General features: G+C 67.1%; 18 protein-coding genes. 4 read left to right on the plus strand and 14 right to left on the minus strand.

The window, feature by feature from the left end; genetic code table 11:
• Nucleotides 1–3: 3 nt before the first annotated feature.
• The 8 genes from AC1DOP_RS04040 to aptA form a co-directional block, all read right to left on the minus strand.
• A complete protein-coding gene (locus tag AC1DOP_RS04040; RefSeq protein ID WP_477249938.1) occupies nt 4–1968 on the minus strand; it encodes an MHYT domain-containing protein in 1965 nt (654 codons plus the stop codon).
• Nucleotides 1969–2145: 177 nt separating this feature from the next.
• On the minus strand, nt 2146–3387 hold the full coding sequence (locus AC1DOP_RS04045; RefSeq protein WP_477249940.1) for a Zn-dependent hydrolase: 1242 nt from the start codon (nt 3385–3387) through the stop codon (nt 2146–2148).
• 103 nt (nt 3388–3490) lie between these two features.
• Nucleotides 3491–4891 (minus strand): dihydropyrimidinase, encoded by a 1401-nt coding sequence (hydA, locus tag AC1DOP_RS04050; protein WP_442122321.1) that lies wholly within the window; start codon nt 4889–4891, stop codon nt 3491–3493.
• 39 nt (nt 4892–4930) lie between these two features.
• A complete protein-coding gene (locus tag AC1DOP_RS04055; RefSeq protein ID WP_442122320.1) occupies nt 4931–6418 on the minus strand; it encodes an NCS1 family nucleobase:cation symporter-1 in 1488 nt (495 codons plus the stop codon).
• 94 nt (nt 6419–6512) lie between these two features.
• Nucleotides 6513–7787 carry an NAD-dependent dihydropyrimidine dehydrogenase subunit PreA gene (gene preA, locus AC1DOP_RS04060; RefSeq protein ID WP_442122319.1) on the minus strand — a complete coding sequence of 425 codons (1275 nt, stop codon included), beginning with the start codon at nt 7785–7787 and terminating at the stop codon, nt 6513–6515.
• Complete coding sequence (locus tag AC1DOP_RS04065) at nt 7775–9157, minus strand: NAD(P)-dependent oxidoreductase (protein ID WP_442122318.1); 1383 nt, start codon at nt 9155–9157, stop codon at nt 7775–7777. The genes preA and AC1DOP_RS04065 overlap by 13 nt, the downstream gene beginning before the upstream one ends.
• 152 nt (nt 9158–9309) lie before the next feature.
• Entirely contained in the window at nt 9310–10803 is a 1494-nt protein-coding gene (locus AC1DOP_RS04070) for a CoA-acylating methylmalonate-semialdehyde dehydrogenase (protein ID WP_442122317.1), read from the minus strand.
• Between the two features lie 11 nt (nt 10804–10814).
• A complete protein-coding gene (gene aptA / locus AC1DOP_RS04075; RefSeq protein WP_477249944.1) occupies nt 10815–12131 on the minus strand; it encodes an omega-aminotransferase AptA in 1317 nt (438 codons plus the stop codon).
• 154 nt (nt 12132–12285) lie between these two features.
• On the opposite strand from aptA, the gene AC1DOP_RS04080 reads away from it, so the two are divergent.
• Both AC1DOP_RS04080 and AC1DOP_RS04085 read left to right on the plus strand, forming a co-directional pair.
• A complete protein-coding gene (locus AC1DOP_RS04080) occupies nt 12286–13746 on the plus strand; it encodes an aminotransferase-like domain-containing protein (RefSeq protein ID WP_477249946.1) in 1461 nt (486 codons plus the stop codon).
• Nucleotides 13747–13757: 11 nt separating this feature from the next.
• Nucleotides 13758–14429: a TetR family transcriptional regulator C-terminal domain-containing protein gene (locus AC1DOP_RS04085; protein WP_477249948.1), complete on the plus strand. Its 672-nt coding sequence runs from the start codon at nt 13758–13760 to the stop codon at nt 14427–14429.
• Here the strand turns inward: AC1DOP_RS04085 and AC1DOP_RS04090 are convergent.
• Complete coding sequence (locus tag AC1DOP_RS04090; RefSeq protein WP_442122313.1) at nt 14422–16482, minus strand: S9 family peptidase; 2061 nt, start codon at nt 16480–16482, stop codon at nt 14422–14424. The two genes, AC1DOP_RS04085 and AC1DOP_RS04090, sit on opposite strands and share 8 nt — an antisense overlap.
• Before the next feature lie 129 nt (nt 16483–16611).
• Between AC1DOP_RS04090 and AC1DOP_RS04095 the strand changes: the two genes are divergently transcribed.
• Entirely contained in the window at nt 16612–17166 is a 555-nt protein-coding gene (locus tag AC1DOP_RS04095; RefSeq protein ID WP_442122312.1) for a GNAT family N-acetyltransferase, read from the plus strand.
• On the opposite strand, the gene AC1DOP_RS04100 is transcribed toward AC1DOP_RS04095, so the two are convergent.
• From AC1DOP_RS04100 to AC1DOP_RS04120, 5 genes are all read right to left on the minus strand, one after another.
• The gene (locus tag AC1DOP_RS04100; RefSeq protein WP_477249950.1) at nt 17148–17570 is read right to left on the minus strand and encodes a VOC family protein; all 423 of its coding nucleotides are present in this window, start codon (nt 17568–17570) and stop codon (nt 17148–17150) included. The two genes, AC1DOP_RS04095 and AC1DOP_RS04100, sit on opposite strands and share 19 nt — an antisense overlap.
• 35 nt (nt 17571–17605) lie before the next feature.
• Nucleotides 17606–18004 (minus strand): VOC family protein, encoded by a 399-nt coding sequence (locus AC1DOP_RS04105; RefSeq protein ID WP_442122310.1) that lies wholly within the window; start codon nt 18002–18004, stop codon nt 17606–17608.
• 93 nt (nt 18005–18097) lie between these two features.
• Nucleotides 18098–18715 (minus strand): glutathione S-transferase family protein, encoded by a 618-nt coding sequence (locus AC1DOP_RS04110; protein ID WP_442122309.1) that lies wholly within the window; start codon nt 18713–18715, stop codon nt 18098–18100.
• Between the two features lie 60 nt (nt 18716–18775).
• Complete coding sequence (locus tag AC1DOP_RS04115; protein WP_477249953.1) at nt 18776–19468, minus strand: helix-turn-helix transcriptional regulator; 693 nt, start codon at nt 19466–19468, stop codon at nt 18776–18778.
• A complete protein-coding gene (locus tag AC1DOP_RS04120; protein WP_442122307.1) occupies nt 19465–20001 on the minus strand; it encodes a DinB family protein in 537 nt (178 codons plus the stop codon). Before AC1DOP_RS04120 ends, AC1DOP_RS04115 begins: the two co-directional genes overlap by 4 nt.
• 167 nt (nt 20002–20168) lie before the next feature.
• Here AC1DOP_RS04120 and AC1DOP_RS04125 point away from each other — a divergent pair, with 167 nt between their 5' ends.
• Nucleotides 20169–20423, plus strand: coding sequence for a hypothetical protein (locus tag AC1DOP_RS04125; protein ID WP_442122306.1), 255 nt, complete (start codon nt 20169–20171; stop codon nt 20421–20423).
• Nucleotides 20424–20434: the final 11 nt, after the last annotated feature.

A 20434-nucleotide genomic window follows, 5' to 3' on the forward strand; every position in this document is an offset into this window, starting at 1 on the left:
CCGTCAGTGAAGCACGCGCGGCCCCACCGCCTGGGCGATGTGGTCGACCAGTGAGCCAGGCTCGACCGGCTTGGCGAGGTAGTCCGTGAAGCCGGCCTGGATCGCCCGGTTGCGGTCGTCCTGGCGCGTGAACGCGGTCAGGGCGATGGCCGGGATGGCGCCGCCGGCGCCGGCCGAACGGCGCCGGACGCGGCGCATCAGCTCGAAGCCGTCGACGTCGGGCATGCCGATGTCGCTGACGATCACGTCCGGCCGCTCGCGCTCCAGCAGCGCGAGGGCGGTGCCGGCGCTGGAGGCGGCCATGGTGGTGGCGCCGCTCTGGTGCAGGATCTGCTGCAGCACGTCGAGGGTGTCCTCGGCATCGTCCACCAGCAGCACCTTGACGCCCGCCAGGCCGCCCTGCCCCGGCGCGTGCGCCGGTTCCGCGCGAGCAGCCGCCGGCGCCGCCGCGGCTTCCGGCTCGGCCAGCGGCAGGCGCAGCGTGAAGGTGGCGCCGGCATGCGAGCCCGCGCTGACGACGTCGATGGTGCCGCCATGCAGCTCGACCAGCTGGCGCGCGATCGACAGGCCCAGGCCCAGGCCGCCGTGCCTGCGGGTGATCGACGCATCCTGCTGGCGGAAGCGGTCGAACACGTAGGGCAGGAATTCGGGCGCGATGCCGATGCCGGAATCGGTCACGCGGATCACGACGTCCTGGCCTTCGCGACCCATCAGCACATGCACCATGCCGCCGCTCGGCGTGAACTTGACCGCATTCGACAGCAGGTTCCACATCACCTGCTGCAGCCGGCCGGGGTCGCCCAGCACGGTACCGATGCCGCGCGCGACGTCGACACGCAAATCGATGCGCTTGGCCACCGCGGCCGGATACACGGTGCCGAGCGCCGCCTCGATCACCTTGTCCGGCTCGATCAGCTGCACGTCCAGGCGCAGGTTGCCGGAAATGATGCGGCTCATGTCGAGCAGGTCGTCGATCAGCTGGGCCTGGGCGCGCGCATTGCGCTCGATGGTTTCGAGGCCGCGCTTGAGGGTCGCCTCGTCCCTGACGCCGCGCTGCAGCATGCTGGCCCAGCCGAGCACGGCGTTGAGCGGCGTGCGCAGCTCGTGCGAGAGGGTGGCCAGGAATTCGTCCTTCAGGGCGCTCAGGCGCTCGGCCTCGTCGCGCGCGGCGCGCTCGCGCGTGAGCAGCTCCTGGCGCTCGGCGGCGGTGGCCTGCGAGATCGACAGCACGCGCGCATTCGCCTCCAGGCGCGCATCGAACACGGACGCCAGCAGGGCGAAGCCGAGCACGCCGAAGGTCGCGATCACGACCAGGGTCGCCAGGCCGTCGTGGTTGACGCCGCCCTTCGCGGCCATGCAGACCGAGTCCAGCGGGAAGCTGGCGGCCGCCATGCCGGTGTAGTGCATGCCGACGATGGCCACGCCCATCACCACCGCCGCACCCACGCGCGGCAGCCACACGTTGGGGGCGTTACGGCGCAGCCGGAAGGCGATCCACAATCCCAGGCCGGACGCGGCGATGGCGATCGCCACCGACAGCGCGAACAGCCAGGGATCGTAGACGATGCCCGGCTCCATGCGCATGGCGGCCATGCCGGTGTAGTGCATGGCGTTGATGCCGATCCCCATCAGCACGGCGCTGGCGGCCAGGCGCTTCTTCCCCAGCTCGCCGCGGCTGACCTGCCACAGGGCCAGGCCGGAGGCGGCGATCGGCAGCAGCAGCGAGACCAGGGTCAGCGAGAAATCGAAGGCGATCGGGATCGGCAGGCGGAAGGCCAGCATGCCGACGAAGTGCATGGCCCAGATGCCCGAGCCCATGGCGATGGCGCCGCCGACGATCCAGGCGGCGACGGCGCGGCCGCGCGACTGGCTCACGCGGCCCGCGAGGCTGAGCGCCGCATAGGAGGCGGCGATCGCGACCAGGATCGAAACCAGGACCAGCGGTGTTTCGTAGTGTCCAGTCAGCATCGTCGAAGCCCGTTGGAGGACTGAAGGCCGGAGCAGGCTGCGCCAGGCAGCGCTCCACGGAAGAAGTCTGCCCCCAGTATGCTACGACTTCCTCCGGTTCGGCGACACAAGAAACGTCCCAGTCGAATTGTTACGACTATGAAACAATTTCGTCTATCGTGCTGGCGCGCCCGTGTGCTAGCCCGCAAGCACCCCCGCCCGCTCGAGCATCGCATGTAGCAGCACGTTGCAGCCGGCCTCCAGGTGGGTCGGCTGGGCGTCCTCGATCTCGTTGTGGCTGATGCCGTCCTTGCAGGGCACGAAGATCATGCCGGCCGGGGCCAGGCGCGCCACGTAGATCGCATCGTGGCCGGCGCCGGACACCACGTCCATGGTCGAGTAGCCGAGCTTCGCGGCGGCATTGCGCACCGCGCCCACGCAATCCGGGTGGAAGGGGCAAGGCGGATAGTAGGACACGCGCTCGAGCTGGATCTTCAAGCCGGTCTCCCTGGCGCTGCGTTCGACGAAGGCGGTGATCTCCTCGTGCATGGTGTTCAGGAGTTCGTCGTTCACGTTGCGCAGGTCGATGCTGAACTTGACCCGGCCCGGAATCACGTTGCGGCTGTTCGGGAATACCTGCACCATGCCGACCGTGCCGCGGCCATACGGCGGATAGCGGTTCGCGATCGCCACCGTCTCCTGCATGATCCTGGTCGCGACCTGCAGCGCGTCGCGGCGCAGGTGCATCGGGGTCGGGCCGGCATGCGCCTCCATGCCTTCGACCGTGCAGTCGTACCACGACAGGCCCATCACGGCCGGCACCACGCCGATCACCTTATCCTCGTCTTCCAGCACCGGGCCCTGCTCGATATGGGTCTCGAAGTAGGCGCCGATCGGGTGCTCGCCCGGGGTCTGTTCTCCCTGGTAGCCGATGCGCGCCAGTTCCTCGCCGACGCTCAGTCCGTCGACGTCGCGCGCGGCATAGGCCGTCTCCAGGCTGAAGGCGCCGCAGAACACGCCCGAACCCATCATCACCGGCACGAAGCGTGAGCCTTCCTCGTTGGTCCAGAACGCAACCTCGATCGGGGCCTCGGTTTTTATTCGAAGGTCGTTCAGGGTACGCACCACCTCGAGCCCGGCCAGCACGCCGTAGTTGCCGTCGAACTTGCCGCCGGTGGGCTGGGTGTCGATATGGCTGCCGGTGACGATGGGCGGCAGCGCCGGATTCGTACCTTCGCGGCGCATGAAGACGTTGCCGATCCGGTCTACCGTGATGCTCAGGCCTGCTTCCTGCGCCCACTGGACCACCAGGTCGCGGCCCTGGCGGTCGAGGTCGGTGAGGGCCAGGCGTTTGACGCCGCCCTTGTCGGTGGCGCCGATGCGGGCGAGGTCCATCAGGGAGGTCCAGAGGCGGGAGCCGTTGATGCGGAGTTCGTTCATGGTGATCCTTCGGATTCGTATCGCTGGATGTAACGGAGAACTGGCTAACGTCGTCACCGCGAAGGAGGGGACGACGTTCGGGCGTTGGCGGTGCTGTTCGCGTTCACGCAGCGGCTGCGGTCGTGGCCGTAAACGCCGGCCGTTCAAGGTAACGACCAGCCCCCTCTTCCGCCCGCAAATCGCCCTGCGCATACGCCACCTTCCCCGCCGCCACCGTATGCGTCGGCACCCCGCGGACGGTCCGCCCCTCGAACACATTGAACCCACCCTTCGAATGCTGGGTCGCCGCCGACAGCGTGCGCGTCGCCTCCGGATCCCACACCACGATGTCGGCATCGGCGCCCACCTGCACCACGCCCTTGCGCGGGTAGATGTTGAAGATCTGCGCCGCGTTGGCCGAGGTCACGCGCACGAATTCGGACGGGGTCAGGCGCCCCGTGTTGACGCCGGCGTCCCAGACCACGGCCATGCGCTCCTCGACCCCGCCGCAGCCGTTGGGAATCCGCGTGAAGTCGTCGGCGCCCATCGCCTTCTGCTCGGCGCAGAAGGTACAATGGTCGGTTGCCGTGGTGTGCAGGTTCCCGCCCTGCAGGCCCTGCCACAGCGCGGTCTGGTGGTGGCTGGAGCGGAACGGGGGACTCATCACGAAGGCGCGCGCGAAGGCGGGATCGGGATTGCTGTAGACGCTGTCGTCGATCACCAGGTGGCCGGCCAGGGCCTCGCCATACACGCGCTGGCCGTGGGCGCGGGCGCGCGTGATGGCTTCCAGCGATTCGGCGCAGGACACGTGCACGATGTAGACCGGGGTGCCGAGCACGCCGGCGATGGCGATCGCGCGGTTCGCCGCCTCGGCTTCCACCGCCGGAGGACGTGACAGCGGATGCGCTTGCGGTCCGCGGATGCCCTTGGCCAGCAGCTCGCGCTGCAGCTGGTAGACCAGCTCGCCGTTCTCCGCATGCACGGTCGGAATCGCGCCGAGTTCGAGCGCGCGGCGGAAGCTCTTCACCAGGGTCTCGTCGTCGGCCATGATCGCGTTCTTGTAGGCCATGAAGTGCTTGAAGCTGTTCACGCCATGCTCGCGCACCAGCGTGCCCATGTCTTCGTGCACCGACTCGTCCCACCAGGTGACGGCGACGTGGAAGGTGTAGTCGGCGGCCGACTTCTTCGCCCAGCCGCGCCAGGTGTGGAAGGCGTCCATCAGCGGCTGCTTCGGATCGGGGATCACGAAGTCCATGATGGTGGTGGTGCCGCCGGCCAGCGCGGCCGCGGTGCCGGTATAGAAATCGTCGGCGGTGACCGTGCCCATGAAGGGCAGCTGCATGTGGGTATGGGTGTCGATCCCGCCCGGCATCACGTACTGGCCGCCGGCATCGATCACGCTTGCATTTGCAGGCGCTTCGAGATTCTCGCCGACGGCAACGATCTTGCCGCCTTCGCACAGGACGTCGGCACGGAACGCCCGGTCGGCGTTCACGACGGTACCACCGCGGATCAGTACACTCATACATATCTCCTGTAGGGTGGGCACCCCGTGCCCACGTGGTCAGTCCAGCGAGCGGGCGGGCGCCATCGCAGGCACCGCCCTGCCCTTCATCATCAGGCCGTACACCACCGCGGCGATCGCGATGCCGACGAACCATGCATAGGTGTACAGGGTCTTGAAGGTGGCGCCGACGCCGGGGAAGGCGTCCGGGAAGGCCGCGTTCAGGAAGCCCGGGATGTTCGGCAGCACGCCGGCGACGAAGGCCACGATGGCGGCCGTGTTCCAGCCGCTCCGGTAGGTATAGATGCCGTCGTCGCGGTAGAGCTGATCGACCGCCAGCTCGGTCTTGCGGATGAAGTAGTAGTCGATGATCAGGATGCCGGCGATCGGTCCGAGCAGGGCCGAATAGCCGGTCAGCCAGATGAAGATGTAGTTCTCGGTCTTCTCGAGTATCTTCCACGGCATCATGGCCAGCGCGATGCCGGCGGTGATGTAGCCACCGACGCGGTAGGAGATGCGCTTCGGCGACAGCGCCGAGAAATCGTAGGCGGGGCCGACCATGTTGGCGGCCAGGTTGACGCTGGCGGTATCGATCAGCAGGATCAGCAGCGCCACCAGCACCCCGGCGCCGGTCATGCGGCTGGAAACGTCGACCGGGTCCCACAGCGCCTTCCCGTACAGGACGACGGTGGCCGAGGTGACGGTCACGGCCAGCGCCGCCAGCAGTGCCATCGGCAGCGGCAGGCCGAGCGACTGGCCGACCACCTGGTCGCGCTGGGTCTTCGCGAAGCGGGTGAAGTCGGGAATGTTCAGCGCCAGCGTGGCCCAGTAGCCGATCATCGCGGTCAGCGAGGGCCAGAACACGGACCAGAACATCCCGGCCTTCGGTCCGCCCGGGGCGAACTGCGAAGGCTGGTCCAGCAGCGGGCCGAAGCCGCCGACCTTGTCGTAGACCCACCACAGCAGCAGGAAGCAGATCGCGATCTTCAGCGGCGCGGTATAGGTTTCGAGCTTGCGGATCGAATCCATGCCGTGCACGATGAAATACATCTGGATCGCCCAGAAGCCCAGGAAGCAGCCCAGCTGGCCGGCATTGATGCCCAGCCCCGGCAGCTTGTCGCCGCCGATCGGGGCGCCGAGCAGCACGCCCAGCAGCGTGTAGATCATGCTGCCGCCGAACCAGGTCTGGATGCCGTACCAGCCGCAGGCGACCACGGCGCGCATCAGCGCCGGCAGCCGCGCGCCGCGCGTGCCGAAGGAGGCGCGCGCCAGTACCGCGTAGGGAATCCCGTACTTGGTGCCGGCGTGGCCGATCAGGAGCATCGGCAGCAGCACGATCACGTTGGCGGCGAACACCGTCATCACCGCCTGCCAGGCCGACATGCCGCCCTCGATCAGGCTCGACGCCAGCATATAGGCGGGAATGCTGATCACCATGCCGACCCACAGGGCGGCAAAGTGATACCAGCGCCAGGTGCGCTGGGCGGCGCCGGTCGGTGCCAGGTCGTGGTTCCAGAGGTCGGGGTGTGCGGCTGGGTCCATGCTCATCGGGTCGTTCTCCATCGGGACGTAGGGTGGGCGGCCTTCGCCCACGCGAATGGCCACATGATGCCACCATTCGCGTGGGCAGGATATGCCCGCCCTACGCGCTCACCTCCGCCCTGGGATTGCGCGGATCCTTCGTCCAGTTCATGTAGGGCAGGCCGGTCGGCTGGGGCACCATCGTGATGCAGTTCTCGACCGGGCAGGTGATTTCGCACAGGTTGCAGCCCACGCACTCGGAGGGCTTGACCTCGTAGCGCCTCGCTTCTCCCTCCACCAGCCGAGCGATCGCCTGGTGCGAGGTGTCTTCGCAGGCCACGTAGCACTTGCCGCACTGGATGCACTTGTCCTGGTCGATGCTGGCGATGACCTGGTAATTCATGTCCAGGTATTTCCAGTCGGTCGTATTGGCCACCGCCTTGCGCGAGAAGGCGGCGATGTTCTCGTAGCCCTTGCTGTCCATCCAGCGCGACAGCCCGTCCTTCATCTCCTCGACGATGCGGAAACCGTGCAGCATGGCGGCGGTACAGACCTGGACCGAACCGGCGCCCAGCGCGATGAACTCGGCGGCATCGCTCCAGCTGCCGATGCCGCCGATGCCCGAGATCGGCAGCCGGCTGGTGAGCGGATCGCGCGCTATCTCGGCCACCATGTTCAGCGCGATCGGCTTCACCGCCGCGCCGCAATAGCCGCCGTGGGTACTTGCGCCCCCGACGATGGGATGGGCCACCATGCGGTCGAGATCCAGGTGGGTGATGGAATTGACGGTGTTGATCAGCGAGACCGCGTCCGCCCCGCCCGCCAGCGCCGCCCGCGCCGGCGCGCGCACGTCGGTGATGTTGGGCGTCAGCTTGACGATGACCGGCAGCCGCGTATAGGTCTTGCACCAGCGCGTGACCCGCTCGATCAGGTCCGGCTGCTGGCCCACCGCCGCGCCCATGCCGCGCTCGGGCATGCCGTGCGGGCAGCCGAAGTTCAGTTCGATGCCGTCGGCGCCGGTGGCTTCGACCAGCGGCAGGATCTCGCGCCACGGCGCCTCTTCGCAGGGCACCATCAGCGAGACGATCATGGCGCGGTCCGGCCATGCCTTCTTGACCGCGGTGATCTCTTCCAGGTTGATGGCCAGGCTCCGGTCGGTGATCAGCTCGATGTTGTTGAAGCCGATGACTTCGCGGTTCTTGCCGTGCAGGGCCGAGTAGCGCGAAGAGACGTTGACGGCCGGCGGATCCTCGCCCAGCGTCTTCCACACCACGCCGCCCCAGCCGGCCTCGAAGGCGCGCACCACGTTGTAGGCCTTGTCGGTCGGCGGCGCCGAGGCCAGCCAGAACGGGTTCGGGGACTTGATGCCGCAGAAATCGATGCTCAGGTCGGCCATGCTGCCTCCGCTTTGGATAGGATGTCGTTGTGGATGGCCAGCGCGGCCAGCTTGCCGTGCTGGACCGCCTGCACCGTCAGGTCCTGGCCGGGTGCGACGCAATCGCCGCCCGCGTACACGCCCGGCAGCGCGGTGCGGAAATGGGCGTCGACGCGGATCTTGTCGCGCTCATGCTCGAGCTCATTTTCCAGCCCCGGTGCCAGCGGATCGGCCAGCGCGGCCATGCCCTGGCCGATCGCCTTGAACACGGCGTCGGCCGCGATCTCGATGATCGCGCCGGTGTTCACCAGGCGTCCGTCTTCGAGCCGGGTCTCCTCGAAGCGCATGCCGCGCACGCGGCCGTCCCCGTCGAGCAGGACCTCGAGCGGCGCAGCCCAGGTACGGATGCGCACGAAATGGGTCTTGGCGATCTCGATCTCGTGGCCAGTCGCGCTCATGGCCTCGAAACCGCGCCGGTACACCAGCGTGACCTCGTCGGCGCCCAGGCGCTTGAGCTGCACCGCCATGTCGATCGCGGTATTGCCGGCGCCGATCACGATGGCGCGGCGCGGCACCGGCAGCGCGGCCAGGTCGCTAGCCTGGCGCAGGGTGGCGATGTAGTCGACCGCCGCCATCAGGCCGGGCGCGTCTTCACCGGTCAGGCCCAGGCGGCGGCTGGCGGCCAGGCCGAGGCCGAGGAAGACGGCATCGAAGCAGGCGTGCAGGTCGGCCAGCTGCAGATTGTCGCCCAGAGCCTGGCCGTAGTGGATCTCGATGCCGCCGATCGAGAGCAGGAACTCGACCTCCTGCTGGGCGAAGTCGCCCGGCAGCTTGTACTTGGCGATCCCGTACTCGTTCAGGCCGCCCGGCTTCTCGCGCGCCTCGAACACGACCACGCCGTGGCCCAGCATCGCCAGCCGGTGGGCGCAGGCCAGCCCGGCGGGACCGGCGCCGACCACGGCGATGGTCTTGCCGGTGCTGGGTGCGCGCTGGAAGGGATGGCCCTTGAATTCGGCGTTGTCGATCGCATGGCGCTGCAGCAGGCCGATCCTGACCGGCTGTCCTTCGGCGTCGTGGTTGCGCACGCAGGCGTCCTCGCACAGGATCTCGGTCGGGCACACGCGCGCGCAGCTGCCGCCGAAGATGTTCTGCTGCAGGATCTTGATCGCCGCGCCTTCGATATTGTGGTCGTGGATGTTGCGGATGAAGCTGGCGACGTCGATGCCGGTCGGGCAGGCGCGCATGCAGGGTGCGTCGTAACAGTAGAGGCAGCGCGCGCTTTCGATGGCGGCCTGGCGCGCGGTGAGCGGCGGCGCCAGGTCGGTGAAGCGCTCGGACAATGCGCTGTGCGTGCCGCCTGCTGGCGGCAGGTAGTGGAGTGACTCGATCATGTGCATCCCTTTTTGTTTGAGTACTTCGTACTGCGGGAAATGCTGGCAAGTCCCCGTCGCCCCCGCGAAGGCGGGGGTCCAAGTTCGATTAGCCGTCGAAACGCATGCAAACTTGGGTTCCCGCCTGCGCGGGAACGACGGGCTAACGATGCTTACTTCATCTGCGGAAACGCGAACTCCACCCCGCTACTCGCGGTATTCGGCCAGCGCTGCATCACCGCCTTGTGCCGCGTATAGAACCTCACCCCCTCCGGCCCATAGGCATGGTGATCGCCGAACAGGCTCTTCTTCCATCCGCCGAAGCTGTTGAAGGCCATCGGCACCGGCAGCGGTACGTTCACGCCGACCATGCCCACCTGTACCTGTCGCACGAATTCGCGGGCCACGCCGCCGTCGCGGGTGAAGACGGCGACGCCGTTGCCGTATTCGTTCCTGTTGATCAGCTCCAGCGCGCTGCCGACGTCCGGCATGCGCACCACGCACAGCACCGGGCCGAAGATCTCTTCCCGGTAGATGCTCATCTCGGGCTGCACGTGGTCGAACAGGGTGCCGCCGACGAAGAAGCCTTCCTCGCGGCCGGCCACCTTGAAGCCGCGGCCGTCCACCACCAGGGTCGCGCCCTGCTCCACGCCTTCGCCGATCAGCTTCTCGATGCGCTGCTTGGCCGCCAGGGTCACGACCGGGCCCATCTCGGCGCCCTGCTCCATGCCGTCGCCCACCTTCAGCGCCCTGGTGCGTTCGGCGAGGCGCTCCATCAGCTTGTCGCCGGCGTCGCCGATCGCCACCGCCACCGAGATCGCCATGCAGCGCTCGCCGGCCGAGCCGTATGCGGCGCCGATCAGGGCGTCGACGGCCATGTCCATGTCGGCGTCCGGCATCACCACCATGTGGTTCTTGGCGCCGCCCAGCGCCTGCACGCGTTTGCCGGCCGCGCTGCCGCGGGCGTAGATGTATTCGGCGATCGGGGTCGAGCCGACGAAGCTGACGGCCTGCACGTCCGGATGGTCGAGGATGGCGTCGACAGCAAGCTTGTCGCCCTGGACCACGTTGAACACGCCGTCCGGCAGCCCTGCCTCCTTCAGCAATTTCGCATGCAGCAGCGACGCCGAAGGATCGCGCTCCGAGGGCTTCAGCACGAAGGTATTGCCGCAGGCGATGGCGACCGGGAACATCCACATCGGCACCATCACCGGGAAGTTGAAGGGGGTGATGCCTGCGACCACGCCGAGCGGCTGGCGCATCGACCAGGCGTCGATGCCGCGTGCGATCTGGTCGGTGAATTCACCCTTCAGCAGTTGCGGGATGCCGACCGCGAACTCGACCACCTCGATGCCGCGCGCCACCTCGCCCTGGGCGTCGGCGAAGGTCTTGCCGTGCTCGCGCGTCACCAGCGCGGCGAAGTCGTCGACGTGCTGCTGGCACAGCTGCAGGTATTTGAAGAGCACCCGTGCGCGCGCCAGCGGCGGGGTCGCGGCCCAGGCCGGGAAGGCCGCGTGGGCCGCGGCCACGGCCGCGTTCACGTCGTCGGCCGAGGCCAGCGCCACGCGTGCGCAGGGCTGGCCGAGCGCCGGGTTGTAGACGTCGGCATAGCGGCCGCCGCCCTCCACGCCTTCGCCATTGATGAAGTGTTGGATGGTCTCGTTCATGATGTGCTTTATTAGTCCAGGTTCCGGAGTACGTCGGCCAGCTTGCCGAACAGCTCGTCGATATGTTTTTTCTCGAGGATCAGCGGCGGCGACAGGGCGATGATATCCCCCGTCGTGCGGATCAGGATGCCGTCCGCGAAGGCCTTCTTGAACGCGGCATAGGCGCGCGCGCCCGGCTTGCCGGCGATCGGCTCCAGCTCGATGCCGGCCACCAGGCCGATGGTGCGGATGTCGATCACGTGCGGCAGCCCGCGCAGCGAGTGCACCGCATCTTCCCAGTAGGGCTGGATCGCCTTCGCGTTTTCCAGCACGCCCTGCTCCTTGAAGACTTCGAGGGTGGCGATGCCGGCCGCGCAAGCCAGCGGGTGGCCGGAATAGGTGTAGCCGTGGGCCAGTTCGATGCCCGGCGGCGCTTCCATGAAGGTATCGTGGATGAATTTTTTCGAGAACACGGCGCCCATCGGCACGGTGCCGTTGGTGATGCCTTTCGCGGTGGTGAGCATGTCCGGCTCGACGTCGAAGTAGTCGGCCGCGAACGGCGTGGTCAGCCTGCCGAAGCCGGTGATGACCTCGTCGAAGATCAGCAGGATTCCGTACTTGCTGGTGATCTCGCGCAGGCGCTTCAGGTAGCCCTTGGGCGGCACCAGCACGCCGGTGGAGCCCGACACCGGTTCGATGATCACGGCGGCAATCGTCGACGGGTCGTGCAGGGCGACGATGCGCTCCAGCTCATCGGCCAGCTCGGCGCCGAAGTCCGGCTCGCCGCGCGAGAAGGCATTCTTCAGCAGGTTGTGGGTGTGCGGCAGGTGGTCCACGCCGGGCAGCAGCGGGCCGAAGTTCTTGCGGTTCGGGCCGATGCCGCCCACCGACAGGCCGCCGAAGCCGACCCCGTGGTAGCCACGCTCGCGGCCGATCAGGCGGGTACGTCCGCCCTCGCCGCGCGCCTTATGGTAGGCCAGCGCGATCTTCAATGCGGTATCGACCGCTTCCGAACCGGAGTTGGTGTAGAACACGTGGCCGAACTTGTGGCCCGTATACTCCATCAGCTGCTCGGCCAGGTCGAAGGCGGCCGGGTGGCCCATCTGGAAGGTGGGCGCGAAGTCGAGCTGGCCGACCATTTCGCTGACGGCGGCGACGATCTTCGGCTGCGCATGCCCGCAGGGCACGCACCACAGGCCGGCGGTACCGTCGAGGATGGCATTGCCGTCGACGTCCTTGTAGTACATGCCTTCCGCCGACACCAGCAGGCGGGGGTTGGCCTTGAAGTCGCGGTTGTTCGTGAACGGCATCCAGAACGACGACATCGACTGGGGCTTTGACTGGTTCATGCGGCTCTCCCAAAAGATTTACCAATTGGCAAAATCATCGTGCAATAATAGTCAGCAAGACAACGGCGGCACATATACACAACCGGCGAAATCGGCCAACCGTACTGGTAGCATAACCTGTACAGTTGCCGGCGTCGCACCGAAGGAGTGGACCATGGCTGGGACTGGGGAAGACCTGCGCGCGACGAAAGCCGACCCGGCCTGGCCGGCGCTGCCGATCGACCGCCAGCGCCGCGGCAGCCTGGTCGACCAGATCGTCGCGGCGATCTCCGGGATGGTAAATCGGCGCGAACTGCGGGTCGGCACCAAAATGCCCTCGGTTCGACAATTCGCAAAGGTCAACGCCGTCAGCACCTTCACGGTGGTCGAGTCCTACGACCGCCTGCTGCACCTGGGCGTGCTGTCCTCGCGCCGCGGTTCCGGCTTCTTCGTCGCCCGCGGCCCCGACGCCACATCACCGCCCTGCCCCACCGCCTTCACGGGCAACCTGTCCGCGGCGGTCGACGCCCTCACGCCCGACCTGTATTCCGGCCAGTCCGATGCGCTGCCGGTCGGCGCCGGCTGGCTGCCGCCGGAGTGGTATGGCGAATCGACGATCCTGGACGCGGTGCGCCACGCGATGAAGATCCCGGCCGGCCGCCTGCGCGGCTATGGCCACCCTCTCGGTTTTCCCTCGCTGCGCCAGCACCTGGCCCACACCCTGTCGGACGAGCTGTGCGCGGTCGAAGCGGAACAGCTGCTGCTGACGAATGGCGCCACCCACGCCTTCGACCTCGTGCTGCGCACCCTGACGCGCCCCGGCGACGTGGTGTTCGTCGAGGATCCCGGCTACAGCAACCTGCTGGCCCTGGTGCGCCACCACGGCTGCGTCCCGGTCGGCATTCCGCGCGGCGCGGCCGGGCTGGACATGGAGGCGCTGGCGCGCGAAGCGGAGCTGCATCATCCCAAGCTCATGTTCGTCAACACGGTGCTGCAGAATCCCCTCGGCACCTCGCTGTCGCAGGCCCAGGCCCACCGCCTGCTGGCGCTGGCCGAAGCTTTCGATTTCTGGCTGGTCGAGGACGACATCTACCGCGAGCTGGCCGCCCCCGGCGAAGCCTCGCTGGCGGCGATGGACGGCCTGCGCCGCGTGATCCGCATCGGCAGCTTTTCCAAGACTTTGTCGCCGGTGCTGAGGGTGGGCTCGATCTGCGCCTCCGGTTCGCTGATCCCGGAACTGGTGCGGGTCAAGATGCTGACCGGGCTGACGACTTCGGAGGTCAACGAGCGCGCCGTGTTCGATGCGGTCAGCAGCCGCGCCTACCGGCGCCAGACCGAGCGCCTGGCCCAGCAACTGATCGAGGCCGGCGAGCGCGCGCAGGAAAAGCTGGTCGAGGCCGGCCTGCAGCCGCTGGCGCGCCCGCGCGGCGGCATGTTCGTCAGCGCCGGCTGGACGTCTCCCGCCACCGCGGAGCGCAACGGCAGGACGATCGCCGAACGCGCCCTGCGCGCCGGCATCCTGCTGGCGCCCGGCGAATTCTTCAGCCTTCGGCCGCCGCAAACGCCCTGGTTCCGCTTCAACGTCGCTTATGCGCACGAGCCGCTGCTGCTCGACTTCCTGCGCGCCCAATCTTGACAAGGATGGCCATGACCACGCCCACGAACACGATCACGTCTGCCAACGACACCATGCCCGGCAAAAGAGTCCAGCATCGCGAGGAGGTCGAGGGCGCGATCCTGCGCGAAGCCGTGCGTCTGTTCGCCGAACGCGGCTTCGAGGGCACGCCGATCCAGGAAGTCGCCGAGCGCGCCGGCCTTTCGAAGCAGAACCTGATGTACTACTTTCCGACCAAGCAGGCGCTCTACGAACGCGTGCTGGACGACGTGCTGGACGACTGGCTGGCGCGCATGGCCAGCCTGGCCGACCCCGGCCAGGATCCGGCCGACGTGCTGCGCGCCTACGTCGCGGCCAAGCTGCGCTTCTCGCGCGAGCAGCCGCTGGCCTCGCGCGTGTATGCGATGGAAGTGATCGGCGGCGCCAAGCTGTACGGCGCGCAGATCCGCGAGCGCGTGGTGCCGCTGCTGCGCCAGGACATCGCCGTGTTCGAGCGTTGGATCGCGGACGGGCGCATCGCGCCGGTCGACGCCACCCACCTGCTGTTCGCGGTATGGGCCATGACCCAGTCCTACGCCGACTTCGCGGCGCAGATGACCCTGGTGCTGGGCCGGAACGAGCTGACGGGACAGGACTTCGAGGATGCCGAACGCGTGATCACGGCGATGGTCCTGTCCCTCGTGCGCGGCGGACGCGCTACCTGAGCCCTGTCGCGTTCTTCAGGCCGGGCACGAATTCGGCGCCCTGCCTGACCTCGGCGGTGGACGCCTTCAGGGCGTCGCCGATCGGCTCCGCGCGCCCGCCCAGGCAGGGCGCAAGGAAGTTTTCGGAGACGGCGTTGAAGGCGATGCTGTTGACCGGCCGCGCGAATCCGTGGCCTTCGTCCGGGAACACGACGTAGGTCACCGGGATGCGCCGCGCATTCATCGCCGCGACGATCTGGTCGGATTCGCGCACATTCACCCGCGGGTCGTTCGCGCCCTGCCCGATCAGCAGCGGCTTCGAGATCTTGTCGGCGAAGTTGAGCGGCGAGCGTTCCTTCAGCAGCGCGCGGCCTTCCTCGGTGGTCGGATCGCCCATGCGCTTGTAGAACTGCTGCTTGAACGCCTCCCAGTACGGCGGAATGGTCTCCAGCAGCGTGAACAGGTTCGAGGGGCCGACGATGTCGACGCCGCAGGCGAAGGTGGTGGGTGTGAAGCTCATGCCGGCCAGGGTCGCGTAGCCGCCGTAGGAGCCGCCCATGATGGCGACCTTCTCGCGCGTGGTGACGCCGCTCCCGACCGCCCAGTCGACGGCATCGAGCAGGTCGTCGTGCATCTTGCGGCCCCACTGCAGGTCGCCCTTCGAGATGAAGGCCTTACCGAAGCCGGTGGAGCCGCGGAAGTTCACCGACAGCACCGCGTAGCCGCGGTTGGCCAGCCACTGGTGGAAGGCATAGTAGCCGTATCGGTCGCGTCCCCATGGGCCGCCGTGCACCAGCAGCACCATCGGCACCGGGCGCGCGGCCTTGCCGTTGGCGTCCGCGCCGGCGGCCTTCGGCAGCGACAGGTAGGACACCAGGGTCAGGCCGTCGCGCGAGCGGATCTCCTGCGGGAACATGGCGACCAGCGGCGCGCCTTCCAGTTCGGGGCGCGAGGTGAACAGCTTGCTGAGGCGCTTGCCCTTGCGCTCGTAGAGCCAGGTCGCGGCCGGCGCCGAGACCGGGTCGGCCATGACCACCCATTTGCTGTCCGCATCGTCGCGCGAGCGGATCGTCAAGTCGCCCTTCACGTGCTCCTTCAGCCAGGTCAGGTCGGGCGCCACCGCGCGGTCGAGCGGCACGTAGTCGCGCTTCAGGTATTCGAGCTCGTAGGCCTGGGCGCGCCCGGTGCGCGGATCGAACAGGGCCGCACCGATGTCGGCGCGCGCGTCCTGGGCCACGACCCTGGTTGCGCCGGTGGCGATGTCCTGGGCCACCAGCGCCGCCGTGTCGCGGCCGCGCGAGTCGCTCCAGTACAGGGTCTTGCCGTCGGTCGTGAAGCCCTGCGGCGAGGTGGTCAGCGCATCGTCCAGGTCGACCTTGACGAAGGGCGTCTCCTCGGCCTTGCCCCTGTCCTTGCCCATGGCCAGCCGGTAGTAGTCGATGCCGCCATCCTTGCGCGACTTGCTGGCCACGCGCAGGTTCAGCTGCTCGTCCGCGAACAGGTCGCCATAGTCGTCGACGTTCTTGTAGACGAGGCTCAGCTTGCCGCTCTTCAGGTCCAGGCTGTAGGCGTCGTGCCAGCGCGGGTCGCGGTTGTTGATGCCGACGAGGATGCGGTCCTTGACGTGGCGGCTGATGTTGATGATCTGGACCCGGGTCTTCTCGAAAGGCGTGAACAGGGTCTGCTTGCCGCTGGCGATGTCGACGCCGTACAGCAGGAAGTTCTCGTCGCCGCCCTTGTCGTTGATGAACAGCAGCGACTTCGAATCCGGCGCCCAGTACACCGTGCGGATCGGCCGCGTCTTCTCCGCGGTCAGCGGCCTGGCTTCGTTGGGCGCGCCGATCGGCGCCACCCACACGTTCAGCACGCCGTCGCGCGGGGCGATCCACGACAGCCACTTGCCGTCCGGGCTGATGCTGCCGGCGGTCTTGCTGGGATTGCCGAACAGTTTGGCGCGCTCGATCAGCGGGACCTCGTTGTTGACGGGCGGGTTGGCAGATGCGGCCGCGCCCTGGGCAAGCACGGCGGGCGTGAAACTGAGGGCGAAACATGCAAGCAGAATAGTGCGCAGCATAGTGACCTCGCGACAGGGATGAAAAGCCATCCTAGCCAGATCGGGCCTTGGAAGAAAGACAATTTTCCGGCGTGTTGTCAATACTCGACAGTGCTAGACTAGCAAGCTTTCCCGATTCCGAGATCCGCCATGCCCACGATCCATCTCCCCACCATCGAGACCGCCCGCCTCAGGCTGCGCCCGCTGCTCGAGGCCGACATCCCGGCGCATTACGCCGTCTTCTCCGATTCCGACGTGGCGCGCTACTGGAGCCGCGAACCCTGGACCGACATCGTCCAGGCCGAGGAATCGATCAAGGCCATCCTGGCCGCGCAGGCGGACGGCAGCGAAGCCCGCTTCGGCATCGAGCTGCTGTCCACCGGCGAATTGATCGGCAACGTGGGCCTGCACCACTTCTTCGGATCGAACCGCCGCTGCGAGATCGGCTATGCGCTCGGCAGCCGCCACTGGGGCCAGGGTTATGCGACCGAAGCGCTGCGCGCGGCAATCCGGCACGGCTTCGAGGCCCTGGACCTGAACCGCATTGAAGCCGACATCGACCCGCGCAATATCGGCTCGGCGCGGGTCCTGGAAAAGCTCGGCTTCAGGAAGGAAGGCTTCATGCCCGAACGCTGGTTCGTGTTCGGCGAGTTTGCCGATACGGTCAACTACGGGCTGCTGAAGCGTTACTGGGACGAGGCCTGAGAGGCCCCGCTGGCGGGATTCATCCAGACCAGGTTCCACAAATGGCCATCGATATCCTCGAAACCCTGGGTGACCATGAAGCCATGGTCTTCCAGCGGATGCGGGGTGCGGCCGCCGGCGGCGACGGCCTTCTCCACCAGGCCCGCCACTTCGTCGCGGGTCTCGCACATCAGGCAGATGATGACTTCGTTGGCTTCCTTCGCCTGCACCACCGGCTTGTCGATCAGGCTCTTGAAGAAGGCTTCGGTGGTCAGCATGGCGCTGATCTTGTCCTTCTCGATGACCACCATCGCCGCGCTCTCGTTGGACATGTTCGGGTTGAAGCCGAAGCCGAGGCTGGCGAAGAAGGCCTTCGATTTTTCCAGGTTCTTGACGGGCAGGTTGAAGATGACTTGCTTGCTCATGATGTTGTCTCCTTGTCGATTGCGGGTTGAAGCGCTCAAGCCTGGGGCGCCATCCACACCAGTTCCCAGATGTGGCCGTCCAGGTCTTCGAAGGCGTGGGCGTACATGAAGCCGTGGTCCTGCGGCGGGCGCGGGGTGAGGCCGCCGGCGGCGACGGCCTTCGCCACCAGGCCGTCGACCTCTTCGCGGCTCTCGCAGCTCAGGCAGACCAGCACCTCGGTCGCCTCCTTCGCCTGCACGATCGGCTTGTCGATGAAGGTCTTGAAGAAGGGTTCGGTCAACAGCATCGCGTAGATGCTGCCCTCCGCGATGACCATGCAGGCCCCGCTCTCGTTGCTGAACTGCGGGTTGAAGCTGTAGCCGAGCGCGTTGAAGAAGGCCTTGGACTTGTCCAGGTCCTTGACCGGCAGGTTGACGAAGATCTGCTTGTTCATGACATCCCCATGTTGAAAGGTGAGTGAAAAATGGCCCTGCATTTCGACGACGAGTGATGATGAACGAAATCGACAAGCGTCTGAAAATATTTTTTACCAGACCGCTTCGGTATTGCGCCAGGCCGGCAAGGCCTGCACCCGCTCCAGCCAGGCCAGCAGATGCGGGTACTCGTCCAGCGGCAGGCGGGCGCGTTCGCGGTACATCAGCGGGGCGGCCACCGCATAGTCGGCCAGGGTGACGCCCTCCCACACCAGCCAGCGGCGGGTCGCCAGGTGCCTGTCCAGCACGGCGGCCCCCCGGGCCAGGTCGGCGGCGCCGCGCGCCAGCTCGTTAACGTCGGCATCCTGCCCGGTCACCGCCTTCTTCCACACGTTTTCCCAGGCGATCACGCCGATCGCCGGCGAGAAGTGCTGGCAGGCCCAGAACATCCAGCGGTTGACGTCGGCGCGCGCCAGCGGGTCCTGCGGATAGACAGTCTGGCCCGGCTTGCTGTCGGCCAGGTATTGCATGATCGCGCAGGATTCCCACAGCACGAATCCGTCGTCCACCAGCACCGGGATCTTGTTGTTGTCGTTGACTTCGCCGAGTCGGCGGCGGTCGGCCTCGCTCATCAGGTTGCATTCGATGAGGTCGAGCTGGATGCCGAGGTGGTCGGCCGCCATCAGTGCGCGGCGGGCGTTGGACGAAACCGGGTGGTAGTAGAGCTGCATTGCCGTCTCCTTACGGGTTGAGAATGCGGCAATGTTAGCGACGAGCCATGACAGATCCTGTCAGGAATGATCGGGAACGTCGTACATCGTCCGCCACTGTTTCAGCAGGGCGTGGCGCGGCGTCGGATAGCGTTCGCCGCCCAGCTCGGCGTGCACGATGCGGTCGACGCGGAAATGGCGGATGGCGTCGCGCAGCTCGCACCAGGCCGCCATCACGCGGCGCTCCTGGAAGAAGGCAAGCGCGAACGGCCACACCAGGCGCTCCGAGGGCGTGCCCTGCTCGTCGCGGTAGGCGATATGCAGCTTGCATTGACGCCGGATCGCTTCGCGCGCCGGCTGCACGAAGACATCCGGCTGGGCATTGGCCGGCGCCACCGGCACCCACAGGCTGGTCTCGGCCATGTGGTCGCGCAGGTCGCGCGGAGTGGCGGTCGCGATCTTCGCCAGCGCGCGCCTGGCGGCCTCGCTCAGGCCGGCATCGCCCTGGTGACTCACCCAGCGCGCGCCCAGCACCAGCGCTTCCAGCTCGTCGGCGTCGAACATCAGCGGCGGCAGGAAGAAGCCGCTGCGCAGCAGGTAGCCGACGCCGGCCGATCCCTCGACCGGCGCGCCGAGCTGGGCCAGGCTCTGGATGTCGCGGTAGATGGTGCGCTCGGACACGCCCAGCCGTTCGGCCAGGGTCGCGGCCGTGACCGGGCGGCGGCTGCCGCGCAGGGCATCCATCAGCTGGAACAGGCGGCCGGTGCGGGTCATGGGGCGTCCGGCAGCAGCAGGAGCAGGTCGGTCGCGCCGACATCGATGCCCATCTGCGAAAACAGGGTGGTCGCCTGCCCGCGATGATGGGTCTGGTGATTGAAGACGTGCAGGAGCACGTCGCCGAGGACTTTCCTGCTCGGGATGCCCCTGGTCGACGTCCATTCGAAGGCTTCGCCCAACCGGGCCGGCGTGACTTCCGCGCAGAACGCGATGATCGCTTCATCCAGCATGGCCCGGAGTCCGGCCAGTTCGGCCAGGGTGTCGCGCAGCGGCGTGTTCGGGAAGCCCGGCGGCGGCAGCTGCTCCACGCACTTCAAGGACGCGAGATCGGGCAGGTAGCGGGCAATCCGCTTGAACCAGAGAATATCGCCGATCGCGATATGGTTGAGGGTGCCGAAAACCGAGCCGAAAAACGCGCCCCGGTCGCGCCGCAGCTCTTCCTCCGGCAAGGCGGCGGCCGCGTCATACAGCTTGCCGTTCATCCATTGGTTGTACGAAGCTAGCTGCGAAAAACAGGTGTTGGTGGTCATGGCGTGGGGGAAATATTCCGGGTTTGCAATACTACAATATCCTTCCATTTATCTGTCTGCATGACCGGTCATCCCATGTTTACTGCATTTCGTCGGAGCATGCTGGAACCGCGCTGCGAGCGGGATTACAGTGATTCCATCGAAGCACAACACAGGAGTCCCGAACCATGAAAAGCGCCAACTTCAAAACCTTCTGCGACAGCATGGAAGACGTCGCCCACGACATCGTCCGCGCCTGCCGCCGTGGCGCCCGCACCATCGCCGCCATGCCCTGGCCGGCCATGCTGGTCTGCTGCATCCTGCTGGCTTTCGTGATCAGCATCCTGCCGCTGGCCCTGTTCCTGTTCGTCCTGTTCATGGCCGTCAAGGTGGTGGCCGGCGCCTTCGTGATCGACCGCCGCCGCAGCGTGCGCGAGCAGTAAGGAGAAGTATC

The sequence above is a fragment of the Massilia sp. 01N410 genome (assembly GCF_056399665.1).